This window comes from Sphingomonas aerophila (genome assembly GCF_014199305.1).
Classification (GTDB): domain Bacteria; phylum Pseudomonadota; class Alphaproteobacteria; order Sphingomonadales; family Sphingomonadaceae; genus Sphingomonas; species Sphingomonas aerophila.
Map to the genome: position 1 here is coordinate 350,289 of NZ_JACIJK010000003.1, position 14,209 is coordinate 364,497.

Annotated in this window: 14 protein-coding genes; 7 read left to right on the forward strand and 7 right to left on the reverse strand. The window is 63.0% G+C overall.

Features of this window, described 5'->3' with window-relative positions; genetic code table 11:
- Positions 1 to 720 (reverse strand): hypothetical protein, encoded by a 720-nt coding sequence (locus FHS94_RS06520; RefSeq protein ID WP_343055192.1) that lies wholly within the window; start codon positions 718 to 720, stop codon positions 1 to 3.
- Between the two features lie 3 nt (positions 721 to 723).
- Positions 724 to 1,941, reverse strand: a complete 1,218-nt coding sequence (locus tag FHS94_RS06525) for a toxic anion resistance protein (RefSeq protein ID WP_184055862.1) — start codon at positions 1,939 to 1,941, stop codon at positions 724 to 726.
- A gap of 230 nt (positions 1,942 to 2,171) precedes the next feature.
- On the opposite strand from FHS94_RS06525, the gene FHS94_RS06530 reads away from it, so the two are divergent.
- Together FHS94_RS06530 and typA are read left to right on the forward strand one after the other, a co-directional pair.
- The gene (locus tag FHS94_RS06530; RefSeq protein WP_246348391.1) at positions 2,172 to 2,666 is read left to right on the forward strand and encodes a DUF4142 domain-containing protein; all 495 of its coding nucleotides are present in this window, start codon (positions 2,172 to 2,174) and stop codon (positions 2,664 to 2,666) included.
- Between the two features lie 114 nt (positions 2,667 to 2,780).
- Positions 2,781 to 4,619, forward strand: coding sequence for a translational GTPase TypA (gene typA / locus FHS94_RS06535; RefSeq protein ID WP_184055864.1), 1,839 nt, complete (start codon positions 2,781 to 2,783; stop codon positions 4,617 to 4,619).
- Between the two features lie 77 nt (positions 4,620 to 4,696).
- On the opposite strand, the gene FHS94_RS06540 is transcribed toward typA, so the two are convergent.
- Entirely contained in the window at positions 4,697 to 5,326 is a 630-nt protein-coding gene (locus FHS94_RS06540; protein WP_246348392.1) for a hypothetical protein, read from the reverse strand.
- Positions 5,327 to 5,457: 131 nt separating this feature from the next.
- Positions 5,458 to 5,874, reverse strand: a complete 417-nt coding sequence (locus tag FHS94_RS06545) for an EVE domain-containing protein (RefSeq protein ID WP_184055866.1) — start codon at positions 5,872 to 5,874, stop codon at positions 5,458 to 5,460.
- A 130-nt stretch (positions 5,875 to 6,004) separates the two neighbouring features.
- Between FHS94_RS06545 and FHS94_RS06550 the strand changes: the two genes are divergently transcribed.
- From FHS94_RS06550 to FHS94_RS06565, 4 genes are all read left to right on the forward strand, one after another.
- Complete coding sequence (locus tag FHS94_RS06550) at positions 6,005 to 6,379, forward strand: hypothetical protein (RefSeq protein WP_184055868.1); 375 nt, start codon at positions 6,005 to 6,007, stop codon at positions 6,377 to 6,379.
- A gap of 89 nt (positions 6,380 to 6,468) precedes the next feature.
- Entirely contained in the window at positions 6,469 to 6,735 is a 267-nt protein-coding gene (locus FHS94_RS06555) for a DUF3297 family protein (RefSeq protein WP_184055870.1), read from the forward strand.
- A gap of 226 nt (positions 6,736 to 6,961) precedes the next feature.
- Positions 6,962 to 7,957 carry a ferritin-like domain-containing protein gene (locus FHS94_RS06560; protein WP_184055872.1) on the forward strand — a complete coding sequence of 332 codons (996 nt, stop codon included), beginning with the start codon at positions 6,962 to 6,964 and terminating at the stop codon, positions 7,955 to 7,957.
- Between the two features lie 26 nt (positions 7,958 to 7,983).
- On the forward strand, positions 7,984 to 9,000 hold the full coding sequence (locus FHS94_RS06565; protein WP_184055874.1) for a ferritin-like domain-containing protein: 1,017 nt from the start codon (positions 7,984 to 7,986) through the stop codon (positions 8,998 to 9,000).
- Positions 9,001 to 9,100: 100 nt separating this feature from the next.
- Here FHS94_RS06565 and FHS94_RS06570 read toward each other — a convergent pair whose 3' ends face one another.
- Positions 9,101 to 9,904 carry a LytR/AlgR family response regulator transcription factor gene (locus FHS94_RS06570; protein WP_184055876.1) on the reverse strand — a complete coding sequence of 268 codons (804 nt, stop codon included), beginning with the start codon at positions 9,902 to 9,904 and terminating at the stop codon, positions 9,101 to 9,103.
- Positions 9,901 to 11,058 carry a sensor histidine kinase gene (locus FHS94_RS06575; RefSeq protein ID WP_184055878.1) on the reverse strand — a complete coding sequence of 386 codons (1,158 nt, stop codon included), beginning with the start codon at positions 11,056 to 11,058 and terminating at the stop codon, positions 9,901 to 9,903. Before FHS94_RS06575 ends, FHS94_RS06570 begins: the two co-directional genes overlap by 4 nt.
- 91 nt (positions 11,059 to 11,149) lie before the next feature.
- Here FHS94_RS06575 and FHS94_RS06580 point away from each other — a divergent pair, with 91 nt between their 5' ends.
- On the forward strand, positions 11,150 to 11,422 hold the full coding sequence (locus FHS94_RS06580) for a hypothetical protein (RefSeq protein ID WP_184055880.1): 273 nt from the start codon (positions 11,150 to 11,152) through the stop codon (positions 11,420 to 11,422).
- Positions 11,423 to 11,501: 79 nt separating this feature from the next.
- Here the strand turns inward: FHS94_RS06580 and FHS94_RS06585 are convergent, their stop codons facing one another.
- On the reverse strand, positions 11,502 to 14,048 hold the full coding sequence (locus tag FHS94_RS06585) for a TonB-dependent receptor (RefSeq protein ID WP_184055882.1): 2,547 nt from the start codon (positions 14,046 to 14,048) through the stop codon (positions 11,502 to 11,504).
- Positions 14,049 to 14,209: the final 161 nt, after the last annotated feature.

Sequence of the window (14,209 nt, forward strand, 5' to 3'; positions counted from 1 at the left end):
CTAAGTGTCAGTAGAGTCCTGATACTTAATTTCTAGGAAACGTCCGCGCGTCTGCAGGCTGTCCAGATCCGACTGGGCGAGGCGGGCGGTCATGTCCGCGATTTCCTGCTCGATGAGGCGCAGCCCCGCCACCAGTTCCGCATCGGGAGTGCGCCCATTGCGTTCGACGCTGCGCAGGTCGGTCGGTACGCGGGCGTAATCCGCGACAAAGGCGGGCAGCTGCTCGCCAACCAGTCGCCTGATCTCCAGCGCTGTCTCGGTATTGCCATCGACCCTGCCCAATTGCGGCGACAAAGACTCCAGTCGCTCGCCAATCCGGTCTGCAACCGAGCGAGCGGAGGCGGGCAGGTTGGGCCGCTGCGCGGCGAGCCAGCGCTCCGTCTGGGCGGGCAGTGCCTTGAGATCCACCGTGCGCAGTTTAGTTTCCGATGGGGGTGCGGACTTGGGCGCGAGCGCGATGGCAAGCGTCACCGCGACCATCGCTGCAAGCACCAACAGCCCGCCCAGCATGCCAAGGTCGATGACCAGCCCTGCCACTGCCGCCGCGATCAGGATGGCGATGTTGGCCATCACGATCAGCGCAAATCGTCCAGCGGCGGAGGTGCCGTGGGCGGCGCGCCGGCGACGCGGGCCGCCAGGTGTCCTGCCGCCCGGCGCGCTGGCGATGCGCGCCATCGCCTCCCGCGCGCGCTCGATCTGCTGGTCGACGTCGGTTGCCACGGCTTACAGCGCCTCCAGCCGGAATGCGTCCGTTGACGGCCCGGTCAGCCGACCGGCCCCCTGCGCCGCACCCTCTGCTCGCGCGATATAGCCGCGCGACTTCTCGACCTCGTTGCCGAGCGTGGTCACGGTGGTCTTCATCGAATCGAGCGCCTTCACCTTGAACGTGTCGATCGCGTCCATGGTGTCATAGATGTTCTGGAACGCGCGCTGCAGCGTCTCGAGCGGGATGGTCGCGTTGGCCGCCTGCTCGTGAATGCGCGCGGTGTTTTCCTTCAGCAGCTTGCCGGTGGAATCGATGATGTTGGCGGTGGTGGTGTTGAGCTGGGTCACCTGCTCCAGCACCAGCCTTTGATTGGTCAGCGCCTGCGCGACCGTCACGGCGGTGCGAAGCGCCGCAACGGTCGTGGTCGAAGCGCGGTCCACGCCCTTTACCAGCTCCACATTGTTCTTCTTGACAAGATCCAGCGCCAGATAGCCCTGAACGGTGACAGCCATCTGCGTCAGCAGGTCCTGTGTGCGCTGGCGGGTGTAAAACAACGCCGTTTCACGGATGGCCTTTGCCTTTGCAGGGTCAGTCGCGTCGAGCTCGTTGGCCCTTTCCTCCAGCTTGGCATCCATCGCCTTGGACAGGTGGATCATCTGTTCCAGCCGACCCATTGCGGTCCATAGGTTCGACCGTTCCGTGTCGATCGCGGCATTGTCCATCAGCAACTCGTCCTTGCCCGACGCCAGGCTGGTCAGGATCGAGCTGATGTGCGTTTGCGACGACTTGTAGCTGTCGAAGTAGTTGCGCATCTTGCTGCCGAACGGGATGATGCCGAACAGCTTCTGCGGGGCGGTCAGATTGCCCTTCTTGCCGGGATCCAGGTCCTCGATCACCCGGCGCAACTGGGCAAGGTCGGCACCCACTCCATTGTCCTTGTCCATCGCGCGCACCGGCCGATCCAGGAAGCGGTTGGACTGGCCGGCCGCGTCGCGGATCTCCTTTTGACCCATCGCGGTGATGGCATCGACCCGCTTGCCGAACTCCGGGCTGTTCACATCCTGTGCCACCAGCTCGTTCACGAACTGGTCGACCCGCGCGTCCAGCTGGCTCTTCTTGCCCTCGTCCACCGGCACCAGCCCGGCAGCCTTTTCGGCCTGCACCGTGGGCACCGGTTCGGGCGGGGTCAGCGTCAGTGGCTTGTCGGCGGTAAGCGTGTCGGCGGTGGTGGCCATGCGAAAACTCCGTCGGGCAGTTCTGCCGCGTTGTGGCGAAGGTGTTGCCCCGGTTCAACTGTATCAGCCCACTATTACACCTGTCGAGCGGAACCTGAACGCCTGCGGCTTGTTGGGCGGGCAAGAACAATGCCGAGATCATTCGGCTTTAAACGGAGTAGGTTATGATCCACATCAAGACGTCAGGAATCGCATTCGCCCTGGCTCTGGTTGGGGCCGCTGCCCCGGTCATGGCGCAGACGCCGCCCCCGCCCCCGCCGGCAGAGGCGAAGACCACCGCCGACGCATACGTCAAGGCAGCCGGCGCCAGTGACCAGTTCGAGATCCAGTCCAGCCAAATCGCGCTGCAGAAGACCCAGAACCCGGCGGTCCGCAAATTCGCGGATATGCTGATCAAGCATCACCAGAAGACGACCGCCGCAACGGTGAAGGCCGCGCAAAAGGCTGGCCTCACCCCGCCGCCGCCGGCGCTCGATCCGGCCGCGCAGCCCTCGATCGCGGAGCTGCAAAGTGCTTCTGCGGCCGATTTCGACCGCATCTATCTTGCCCAGCAGGTGCCGGCGCATCAGGCCGCGCTTGACCTGCACCAGAGCTACGCCGCGAACGGTGATAAGGCGCCGCTAAAGACGTCAGCCCGCGCAGCTGTGCCGATCGTGAAACAGCACATCGCCGCCGCCCAGAAGCTGTCGGCCGGCAAGGGCATGGGGAACATGTCGGGCATGTGATCCCGGTGCGGGAAAGGAGCTTTGCGCTCCTTTCCCGTTCACCCGCTTCCAGCCACTTCCCGCAATGCACAAATTCCTGTAAGGGCGCGCGAACTCCAAAATACGGGATTCCGCATGAACCTGCGTAACGTGGCGATCATCGCCCACGTCGATCACGGCAAGACAACGCTTGTCGACCAGCTTTTCCGCCAGTCGGGCACCTTTCGCGAGAACCAGCGCGTCGAGGAACGCGCGATGGACTCGAACGATCTTGAGAAGGAGCGGGGGATCACCATCCTCGCCAAGCCGACCTCGATCGACTGGGCGCCGGAAGGCGGAGAGTCCTATCGCATCAACATCGTCGACACGCCTGGCCACGCCGACTTCGGCGGCGAGGTGGAGCGGATCCTGTCGATGGTCGACGGCGTCATCCTGCTGGTCGACGCTGCCGAAGGCGCGATGCCGCAGACCAAGTTCGTGACTGGCAAGGCGCTGGCGCTCGGCCTTCGTCCAATCGTCGTCGTCAACAAGGTGGACCGTTCGGACGCGCGTATCCAGGAAGTGCTGGACGAGGTGTTCGACCTGTTCGTCGCGCTGGAAGCGACGGACGAGCAGCTCGATTTCCCCGTGCTCTATGCGTCGGGCCGTAACGGCTATGCGTCGGAGGACATGGACCGCCGCGAAGGCACGCTGATCCCGCTTTATCAGAAGATCGTCGACCATGTGCCGCCGCCCAACCTGGACGAAGACGCGCCGTTCACCTTTCTGGTGACCCTGCTCGACCGCGACAACTTCCTGGGCCGCATCCTGACCGGCCGAGTCAACTCCGGCGTGGTAAAGGTCAACCAGCCGATTCACGCGCTGGATGATGCGGGCAACGTCATCGAGACCGGCCGCGCATCCAAGCTGATGTCGTTCCGCGGCCTCGATCGCGTACCGGTCGAGGAAGCACGCGCGGGCGACATCATCTCGCTTGCAGGCCTGACGGTCGCGACGGTGGCGAATACGATCGCGGACACCAGCGTCACGGAAGCGCTGCATGCTCAGCCGATCGATCCGCCGACGCTGTCGATGCGCTTTGCTGTGAACGATTCGCCGATGGCGGGGCGTGAGGGCACCAAGGTGACCAGCCGCATGATCCGCGACCGCCTGATGCGCGAGGCCGAAACCAACGTCGCGATCAAGGTGACCGAAGCGTCCGACCGTGACAGCTTCGAAGTCGCCGGCCGTGGCGAGCTTCAGCTCGGCGTGTTGATCGAGACCATGCGCCGCGAGGGCTTTGAGCTCGGCATCAGCCGTCCTCGCGTGTTGTTCGGCGAAGACGAGCAGGGCAAGCGGACCGAGCCGTACGAGACCGTCGTGATCGACGTTGACGACGAATATTCGGGCACGGTCGTCGAGAAGATGAACCTGCGGAAGGCGGAGATGACCGATATGCGGCCGTCCACCGGCGGCAAGACGCGCATCACCTTTTCCGCGCCATCGCGCGGCCTGATCGGCTATCACGGCGAGTTCCTGTCCGACACGCGCGGCACGGGCCTGATGAACCGGTTGTTCGAGAAGTATGGGCCTCACAAGGGCGCGATCGAGGGCCGGAAGAACGGCGTCCTGATCTCGAACGGCGCGGGCGAAGCGCAGTCCTATGCGCTCGGGCCGCTCGAGGACCGCGGGATCCTGTTCGTCGGCCATGGTGAAGCGCTGTATGAAGGCATGATCATCGGCGAAAACGCCAAGACGGATGACCTTGAGGTCAACCCGATGAAGGCGAAGCAGCTGACGAACTTCCGCGCGAGCGGCGGCAAGGACGACGCTGTTCGACTGACTCCGCCCAAGAAGATGACGCTGGAGCAGGCGATCGCCTATATCGACGATGACGAAATGGTGGAGGTGACGCCCAAGTCGATCCGTCTCCGCAAGCGTCACCTTGATCCGAATGAGCGCAAGCGCGCCAGCCGCGCAAAAGAAGCAGCCTGACCTTTGTGGTGCCACGCTGCCGCAATGCCGGCGGCGTGGCACCTGACCGGGCCGTACGGGGTCCTTGGGGCCTCGCCTCAGCTCTCGCCCGGCAGTTGTCCAAACGGCAGCGACCGCATTGCCAGCTTGCGAACGGCACCCTCGTCACCCTTCCGTAACGCCGCGATTATCTGTGCCGCTGCGCGCTGTACGATCCGGTCAATAGGCATCGGTGTTGCGGCCCGTGCGGCGGCCTCCGCCAACGCGCGACCGCGGGAGTCATCCGGGTCCATCTGCAGGCGCAGCAACGCGGCCAGGCCGGAGAACATCGCCCGGTTTCCGCCAAGGGCCACCGCCTGATCCAGCGCCGACAAGCCGACCGGCTTTTGCGCCCCCAGCGCTGCACGGCCGACCAGCCGGCCCAGCCGCTGCACAGCCCCAAGATGCCAGGCGCCCAATGCCAGCTGCGCTTCGGCATTGCGTGGATTGCGCTGGACAAGCGCTTCGAACGACCGCCGCGCCGCCACGGCCTCACCGCGGCTGCCGGTCAGCTTCGCGTGATAGCCAATCGCGGTGGCGTGCATTAGCCCTGCCTCGGGGTCGCCGGGGCTGTTCCGCAACACGGCCGCAGCACCCTGAAGGGCAAGATTGATGCGGCCCAGGGCAGTTGCCCGGTCGTGGTCACCAAAGGACGCCTGCATCAACAGATCGCGCGGTGTTTCTGCCATGCAGGGCGTTGCCGCCGCCATGACCATGGCAATTGCAACCCCCGCCGATTGCCAACCTTTCATCCCTGACCCTCTCTTTTTTCTATACGCGTTACAACAGGTTGTACGGGCGTTGGTTGCTCTGCCCGCTTTCAGTCCGCCCGAATGTCGGAAAGCCGCATCAAGACAGTCCACGCCTCTTTCGAAACGGCTGACACCGACAACCGGGGCTGGCGCACCACGGCGAGGTCCGCAAGCGCGGGTTCCGACTTCATCGCCGACAGGGTTACTGGACGGGGCAGGGCACGAACGGGCTCCACTTGGACGGACACAAAACGGCCGTCCGGACCATCGGGCCGTGCACCCCGTGTGATCCGGACGACGCCCACCGCTTCTCGATCGGTGCCGCTATGATAGAAGAGCGCTTCGTCACCCACGGCCATCGCACGCAGGTTGTTTGCCGCTGCCGCGTTGCGAATGCCGTCCCATTCCGTCCCACCATCCGCGACGAGGTCGGCCCAACCGAAGCTGTCGGGGTCGCCCTTTATGAGCCAATATGACCCGCTCATTCCTGCATCCCTCGTTAACGGGCTATTCCGACCCCATTCAGCCCGAATCGGGCAATGATCGCAACATGTTCGGCGCCTTGTGCGTTCTGGGACCCACGCGGACCGAGCGTAGAGTTGTAGGAGGTCTGAGATGAATGGATTGGTCAAGAAGGCTGGATTGGGTATCGCTCTGGCCGCAACGGCGCTGACGGCCTCGGCCCCCGCCGACGCGCAGCGCTATCGTCATTATCGCGGCGGCCGCGGTGGCGACGTCGCCGCAGGCGCATTGCTGGGCGGCATCGTCGGGCTTGGTCTTGGCGCAGCAATCGCCAACAATGACCGCGGGCGCTATTATGATCGCGGCTATTACTACGACGAGCCACCCACGGTTGTGTACCGTGAGCGTTACTATGCGCCGCCGCCTCGCGTGATCTATCGCGAACGCTATTATTCGCGCGGCGGTTATGACCGGCCCCGCGGCTACTACGGCAGCCCCTACGGGTATGGTTATGGATACGGCTACTAAGCCGCTCATTCGCTACGAAGGCGGCGCCGGAGCGATCCGGTGCCGCTTTTTTGTGGCCGAGCCCGTTCGCGGTGGCTAATCGCCCGACCATGACCGACTCCCCGCCAGACCGCCTTTCCATCAATCCCCGCAGCTCGTTCTTTCAGCAGGACCTGCTCGAGCGCGGGGTCGGCATCCGCTTCAAGGGTGTTGAGCGGAATGACGTCGAGGAATATTCCATTTCCGAAGGATGGATCCGGGTCGCGCTTGGCAAGAAGGTCGACCGGCATGGCCAGCCGCTTACCATCAAGCTGACCGGCCCGGTCGAGGCCTGGTTCCAGCGCGCAGCGGACGGCGACGACACTGCCGAGGGCTGAACGTCGCAAGTAACGCAGCTGGGATAGCTGAACGGTACTTCGCACTTGCAACATGTATTTATTTTAAACGCCGTGCGCCTTTAGCGGGCTGCACGGCGTTGTCGCGTTCGGTGAGGTTTTGCTTCGCCGGTGAAGTGATTGATGCCGTGCGTTTGTATCTGTCGCCGTAACGGCAGATGCCTGGGTTCAGGTGAGGTCACGCCACGATGTTGAAGGGGAATGACCGATGAGTGAAAGCGATCAGCTAATTCAGGCATTCGATAATCGGGCGAGGCGGCGTGATGATCGCCGGCAGTTGTTCCGGATGGTCTTGGGCGCGGCGGCAGTAGGGGCGGGAGCCTTTGCTTTCACCAGCGACGCTGCGGCGCAGTCGGTCACCGACAATGACGTGCTGAACTTTGCGCTCAACCTCGAATATCTCGAAGCAAATTTCTACTATTACGCTGCATTTGGCACGCCGATCCCAACCGCCTCTATCGGCACGGGCGGCATCCCGGCGGACTCGCTGCCGATCAACGCCGGCGCTCATATCGTGCCTTTCGCTGATCGTATCGTACGCGAGCACGCGCGGGAAATTGCGGCGGACGAACTGGCGCACGTCAACTTCCTTCGCTCCGCGCTCGGCTCGGCGGCGGTCGCACAACCTCAGATCGATGTGGGCACAACGCCCGATGGCGCATTCAGCACTGCGGCTCGCGCAGCCGGCTTCATCGGGGCATCATCGGCAACAGCGCCGACCTTCTTCGACCCTTATGCAGATGACCTTAGCTTCCTGTACGGGGCCTATATCTTCGAGGATGTCGGGGTCACGGCGTACAAGGGCAGTTCTTCCCTTCTCACCAACAAGACATTCCTCGACGCTGCGGCCGGCATCCTTGCGACCGAGGCCTATCACGCCGCGATCATCCGTACGAACATCGATCAGCTCGGCGCCCGCCCGGGACTGAAGGCCGCAACGGTACGCGACGATACCGAGCTGGTGTCCAACGCCCGCGACAGCCTGGACGGCGCAACGGACCTTGATCAAGGGATCGCGTATGTCACGTCGGGGGCAGGGCCTACCTCCAACATCGTGCCGACCGATGGCAACGCCCTGGCGTTCGGTCGGACGGCACAGCAGGTGCTCAACATCGTCTACCTGAACAAGGCAGCGGTCACCGCAGGCGGCTTTTTCCCCAACGGGGTGAACGGCACCATCAAGTCCAGCGCCAACAACGCCTAACCGGCACGACATTCAGGGGACCAAAGATGATCGATCGTGAAACCCTATTAGAGGTGCTGGAACTGGGCGAACAGCGCCGAGCTGCGCGCCGTGCCTTTCTGAAGACAGCCGGTGTCGCCACCATGGCAGCAGGCGGCGTCTCGTTGCTCGCGGCCTGCGACGCGAATGACGACGATCAGGGACCGCCGGCCACGACGCCTCCGGCAACACCCGCGCCCACCGCCTCTCAAAACGACGTTGATATCCTCAATTTCGCGCTGAATCTCGAGTACCTCGAGTCCAACTACTATGTGTCGTCGGTGTTCGGCACGCCCCTCAATGCACAGCTGCGCACCGGCGTCGGCACGCAGGGCGATGTGGTTGGCGGGCGCGCAGTCACCTTCACTGACCCGACGATCGCAGCCTATGCTCGCGAGATCGCGGCCGATGAAAACCAGCATGTCGTGTTTCTTCGCAACCAGCTTGGCGGTGCGGCAATCGCCATGCCGCAGATCAACATCGACGGCGGCGCGAACGGCGCGTTCACTCTTGCTGCCCGATCGGCGGGCGTGATCGGGCCGAACGAGACGTTCGATCCTTATGCGTCGGACGAGAACTGGCTGTTGGGCGGCATGCTGCTCAGCGACGTGGGCGTTACGGCGTACAAGGGCTCGGCTCGCCTCATCAACAGCCCGACGATCGTCGACCAGGCTGCGGGCATCCTCGCGGTCGAGGCCTACCACTCGGGCCTGCTCCGCACGATGCTGTACCGTAAGGGGCTCAACGCCCCCGTGCTTCGCGTGAATGCGGGCAAGATCTCCGACGCCCGTGACGCGCTCGACGGACCGGCAGACCTGGATCAGGGGATCACCGGCGATCAGGGGCTGCCACCCAATACGGCTGCGTCGAACATCGTGCCGGCTGACTCGAACGCGATCGTATTCGGCCGAACCGCGGCACAGGTGCTCAACATCGCTTATCTGAACAAGGCGGCGGTGACCGCGGGCGGGTTCCTGCCCAACGGCGCCAATGGCAACATCAGGACAAGCGCCAACAACGCCTGATTTCGATCTCGCAGACAGAATGGGCCACGTTCGTCAAGAACGCGGCCCTTTTTGTGATCTGCCTCCCCGGACCGCCTCGCCAGCGACCCGGTCCCGGGACTTAGTGAACGAAGCGAGCGACCACGTCCCGGTAGCTGCGGCTCACCTTCACGCTCGCGCCTGAGTTCAGGACCAGGAAGCATTCGCCGTTGGTGTGCGGCTTCACCTGCTTGACCAAGTCGAGGTTGACGATCGTCGACCGGTGCACTCGCTGGAACCGGCGCGGGTCCAGCCGCTTTTCCAGGTCCTTCATCGTCTCGCGCAGGATCAGGGTGTTGTCGCCGGTGTAGATGCACATGTAGTCGCCGGCCGCATCTATGCGCTCGATGGAGTCCACATCCACGCGGAAGATCTGGCCGCGATCCTTGATGTTGATCATCTTCTCGAAGCGGTTGGCGGCAACCGCTTCGGTCCCTCCATCGGCCAGATCGGTAACAGCGTCGGGGGCAACCTCCGCGAGCACTTCCTTCAGCTTGTCGGCCTCCTGGCTCCCACGCTTGTCCGCCAGGCGCTGGCGCACCCGCTCCAACGTGTCGGCGAGCCGACTCTCGTCAACCGGCTTCATCAGGTAATCGACCGCCTGCGCCTCAAAGGCGCGCAGGGCGTGGTCGCCATAGGCCGTGACGAAGACGAACAACGGCGGTTCTACCTCCATCAACCCCTGCACCACCGAGAAGCCGTCGAAGCCGGGCATCTGGATGTCGAGAAAGACCAGGTCGGGTTTGTGGGTCTTGATAGCGCTGATCGCTTCACGCCCATTCTGGCAACGGGCAACAATCTCCACGTCGTCGAACGGTTGAAGCCGAAGTTCCAGCCCCTGGATCGCCAGGGACTCGTCGTCGACGAGGATTGTACGGATAGTCATGCGGCCTCTCTGTTCACGTCGTCGAGCTGGAACGGAAACTCGATCTCCACCGAGTACCCGCCAGCCGGCCTGGAGCGCGCCTCCAGCCGCTGGTCGGCACCATAAGCCTGCACCAGCCGCTCACGTATATTGGCAAGCCCCACGCCAGTTGAAAGGCTCGGAGTATTCCGCGTCTCGTTCAAGCCGGGGCCGGTGTCGGTTACGCTGATCTGCACCCGATCCCCGGCGAGCCGCGCCGTGATGCAGATTTCAGCGCCTTCCTCCTGCGGGGTGACCGCATATTTGATCGCGTTCTCGACCAGCGGTTGCAGCAGCAGCGAGGGCAGGCGGGCCCGCTCGGCGCGCGGATCGATGTCGAACACGGGCCGCAGGCGCTCCTCGAACCGCATTTTTTCGATCTCCAGGTACAGCTTCAGCGTTTCGACCTCCTGCGCTACCGTGACATGAGCCGTAGGTTCGTTGGCGAGCGTGTAGCGAAGGAAGGAAGACAGCCGGCTTAGCATCGCATTGGCGCGCTCGGTCTGCTTCAGCAGCACCAGCGTCGATATGGAATTGAGCGTGTTGAACAGGAAATGAGGGTTTAGCTGATAGCGTAGCATGGCAAGTTGCGCCGACGACGCCTGCGTTTCCAGATGCTGCATCTGATCCATCTGATCTTCGACGATCAGGTAGAAGTTGATGCCGAAATATAGGGCGGACCAGCCAGCTAGGGCTGTGAAGGCTACATAGATCGACAGAAGCATCCGGGGCAGTGTGATGCCGGGCGCGTACGGCATGATCAGCGAAAAGGTGAACGCGTCGAGGAACGCGAAGATCAGCGTCGCTGCAATCAGGGTCAGCACGACGAGCAGGATGCCGCCCGCGCGCGGCAGGGTGCGGTAATAACCGAACAGCGTCGAAAGCAGCAGCGTGATGCAATAACCGATGATCGCCTCGATCACGACCGGGACGATGATGTCGACGCTGGTGGCGTTGGAGATCGAGGACACGCCCCGCAGCACCACGAAACCCGTCCAGCCTGCGGCCTGCAACGTCCAGAAAGCGCGATTCTTGTTCTCGAAGAACGGGCGTGCCGAAACCGGCGGACGGGCTATCGCCGGGCCCGTTGCGGGGGATCGGGAAGGGGTAGCTTGCGGGACTGACTGGGACGCCATGCAGGTGTACTACACGCGCCAACGCGCGCGAGGAACCCGCCGCAGTGTCCGCGCGCTTGGGAGAACGACCCTAAGCATCAAGGACCCTTGCATGAGCGACCAGCGCGTTACGATCGAGCCAGCCAGCCTGTTCGACAATATCGAGGACGGCCAGATCGAGTTTACCGGCAGCGCTGATGCCGACGCCTATCGGTTCGCGTTGCGCTATGACGTGGTCGAGGCAATGTCGGGCGCGATCCCACAGGGCGACGCGTTGGCCTATGTTCAGGCTAATCTGACCGAAATCGAGCCGATCGCCGCGCGCGCACTGGGACGCGACTATGATCAGGAGCTGATCATCATCAGCGAGAACGACCTGGTCTGACCTGACGGTTCGCCAGATACGACAAGGGCCGCCGTCCAATGTGGACGGCGGCCCCGATCAGCCCGTTCGAGCGCCGCAATCAGTACTCGAAGTGGATCGAGCCGATGAACGTCCGCGGCGCACCGAAGGTGAAGCGCGGATTATTGCTGAAGGCGGTGTTGGTGGCGAGGTTGCCGAAATACCGCTCCTTCAGCAGGTTGGTAACATTGAACTGGAGGTAGGTACGCTCCAGCCCGACCGGGGTCAGGCTCAGACGAACGTCCGCATTGACGACCGTGTACCCGGCGCTCTTCAGATCATTGACGTCGGTGACCCAGCGATCGCCGGTGTGCTTCGCCTCTACGCCGCCGGACACGGCGCCAAAGTCGAGCTGCGCCCGGCCGCCATATTGCCACTTGGGCGTCTCGACCGTGAACTTGCCACGCGTGGCAGCAATGACAGTGCCCCTGATCGGATCAATTGCATCATTCTGCAGCTCGGAGTCCAGGTAGGAGCCGAAGCCGTACAGCGATAGCCACTTCACCGGGCGAACCGCGACACTTGCATCAACGCCACCCTGCTTCACCGCACCGACGTTACGATCCAGGCTTTGGGTTGCGCCGCCCTCCAACTGCACGAGCGAGCTGATGATGCGGTTCTTGTAGTAGGTATACCAGCCGACCACCTGCGCCTGGATCGTCCGCGAGCTGTAACGTAGGCCGAGCTCGAAGGTGTCGGTTTTCTCCGGCTTCACCTCGTCGACAGGGTTAATCTTTACATCGTCGAACGAGTAAAGATTGTCGGTCTTGGGAACCGAGTATCCCTTGGCGTACGTCGCAAACATGCTGAGGTCGCTGACAAGGTTGTAGGTCAGGCCGACGTTCGGCAGCACCGAGCTGTAGGTTTTCAGGCGGTTGTTGTACGGAAGACCGTATCCCGCCGTGGTGGGGTTTGCCGCCACGGACGCTGCCGACTGGGACGTGCAGTATGCATCGCTCGAGTTACCGGGGATGGTGTAGCAATAATTGGTCAGGTTGCGGCGGAAGAACGGCGCACGTACCCCGAGCTGCACCTTAAGCGCATCGTCGAAGAACTGACCGCGATATTCGCCCGAGATCTGGTGCAGGATTGCATAGGACAGACGATTGCGCTTGTTCAGCACTTCGCCGGCTGCGTCGCGAACGGCGTACGGACCCTCGTTGTCCAGCGCGCTGAACACTTCAAAGGGCGCGCCCTGCGCCGAGAGCAGGCTCGCTTCGCCGGTCTGGCGGTGACGGGCACGGTCCCAGGTATAGGCCAGACGAACCAGGTTGTTCTGGTCGAGGTCGTAGCGCAGGCCTGCAATTGCAGTGAAGCGCTGGGTCCGGGTGTTCGACGGCCAATAGACCCGAACGTTGTCGAGAAGGTCGCCGTCGCCGTTCAGATCGGCACCCGTTGCGATGCCGGCGCCAACGCGCTGGAACTGCAGATTGTACTGGTTGGTGCCGTTGGCGCGAGCGTTCGCCTCCGAGAAAACGGTTGAGCCGCCACCGTTCGCGCGGGTGAAGCTATACGCGCCGTCGAAGGTGAAGGTCAGTGCATCGGACAGCGAGAAGCGCGAATTGATGCGCAGGTTACCCGTATCTGACGGGTTGATCGCCGTGTCCTTCACGTTGAAGCACTGGCCCTGGGTATCGTTCTGAGCCGTGCCGTTTACGCCTGCCGCTGCCGGACGGGCGCAAGTGAAATCGTACAAAAAGGCCGAGCTGCGATTGTCGAATACGGAATCGAACTGCCGGTCGCTCAGATCTAGCGTGTAGGGCGCCGCAGGCGTTGCAGTCGTCGGGATCGTCGCGCCCTGAACCGTGGTGCGGATATTGGTCAGGGTCGGATTGCTGTAAGAATTGTTGCGGTTCTTGTTGAAGTGGCCGCCCAGCGCAATGAAGTCACCCGAGCCGCCAATCGGCTGATACAGGCGGAAGTTGTACTGCTGCTTGTAGATCTCGCCGTAGCCACGATACTGGTCGTACCGGTCGCTGCTGGCGGCAATCCACATCTTGGTGCCGAATTTGGTGAACACGCCCGTGTTCAACATTCCGAACACGCGGTTCCGATCAAACGTGCCGTGCGAGTACACGCCAATCACGTGCATTTCGTCGGTCGGTGTGACCGAGCGGTAATTGACCGTGCCGCCCGAAGCGCTCGCCGTCGGTGAGTCGACGTCAGTCGCGCCGAAATTGACGTTGACCTGCTCGATCAGCTCGGGGTCGAGCTGCTGGTTGGTGTAGATCGAATAGTTGCCCGAATCGTTCAACGGAATGCCGTCGAACGTCGTGGACACGCGATCGCCGCTGAAACCGCGAATACGCAGCTGGCCGCCCGACGAGCCGTACGGGTCGGAGTTGGTGAAGCTGACACCGGGAACCAGGTTGATCGTGTCGAAGATCGTCTGGCCGGGAGCGCGACGCTCGATCAGCTCCTGCGTGATGACTGCGCGCGCCTTGGGTGTGTCCGGGGTCTGAACACCGGCGACGGTCGGCGCACCGCGCGAACCCGTGACGACGACGTCCTCGCCCTCCGCGTCCACAGTGCCCGTCGACTGGGCGAAGGCCGCCCCCGGGATCATGAGCGCGGCAAAGGCCACGCCACAGGCAAGCTTCATACGCATGTGTTGTTCGGTCCCCAATTGAGCATGGCTCTGGAAGCGCGGTCGCTGTTGCGCTTTCCCACGCCCCTTTGACGCCGATTATTGCGGTTACGTGACGCTGGCGAGTGTCGGTTCCGCCCAACTGGCGATAAGTTTGCTGCGTTGCAAAAACGCAACGGATT

What these genes read in the sequence shown, in the direction of transcription:
- FHS94_RS06525 (WP_184055862.1), bottom strand. Translation starts at nt 1,941, where the DNA reads ATGGCCACCACCGCCGACACGCTTACCGCCGACAAGCCACTGACGCTG.
- FHS94_RS06540 (WP_246348392.1), bottom strand. Translation starts at nt 5,326, where the DNA reads ATGGCAGAAACACCGCGCGATCTGTTGATGCAGGCGTCCTTTGGTGAC.
- FHS94_RS06585 (WP_184055882.1), bottom strand. Translation starts at nt 14,048, where the DNA reads ATGCGTATGAAGCTTGCCTGTGGCGTGGCCTTTGCCGCGCTCATGATC.
- FHS94_RS06545 (WP_184055866.1), bottom strand. Translation starts at nt 5,874, where the DNA reads ATGAGCGGGTCATATTGGCTCATAAAGGGCGACCCCGACAGCTTCGGT.
- FHS94_RS06560 (WP_184055872.1), top strand. Translation starts at nt 6,962, where the DNA reads ATGAGTGAAAGCGATCAGCTAATTCAGGCATTCGATAATCGGGCGAGG.
- FHS94_RS06530 (WP_246348391.1), top strand. Translation starts at nt 2,172, where the DNA reads ATGGCGCAGACGCCGCCCCCGCCCCCGCCGGCAGAGGCGAAGACCACC.
- FHS94_RS06550 (WP_184055868.1), top strand. Translation starts at nt 6,005, where the DNA reads ATGAATGGATTGGTCAAGAAGGCTGGATTGGGTATCGCTCTGGCCGCA.
- typA (WP_184055864.1), top strand. Translation starts at nt 2,781, where the DNA reads ATGAACCTGCGTAACGTGGCGATCATCGCCCACGTCGATCACGGCAAG.
- FHS94_RS06575 (WP_184055878.1), bottom strand. Translation starts at nt 11,058, where the DNA reads ATGGCGTCCCAGTCAGTCCCGCAAGCTACCCCTTCCCGATCCCCCGCA.
- FHS94_RS06555 (WP_184055870.1), top strand. Translation starts at nt 6,469, where the DNA reads ATGACCGACTCCCCGCCAGACCGCCTTTCCATCAATCCCCGCAGCTCG.
- FHS94_RS06580 (WP_184055880.1), top strand. Translation starts at nt 11,150, where the DNA reads ATGAGCGACCAGCGCGTTACGATCGAGCCAGCCAGCCTGTTCGACAAT.
- FHS94_RS06565 (WP_184055874.1), top strand. Translation starts at nt 7,984, where the DNA reads ATGATCGATCGTGAAACCCTATTAGAGGTGCTGGAACTGGGCGAACAG.
- FHS94_RS06570 (WP_184055876.1), bottom strand. Translation starts at nt 9,904, where the DNA reads ATGACTATCCGTACAATCCTCGTCGACGACGAGTCCCTGGCGATCCAG.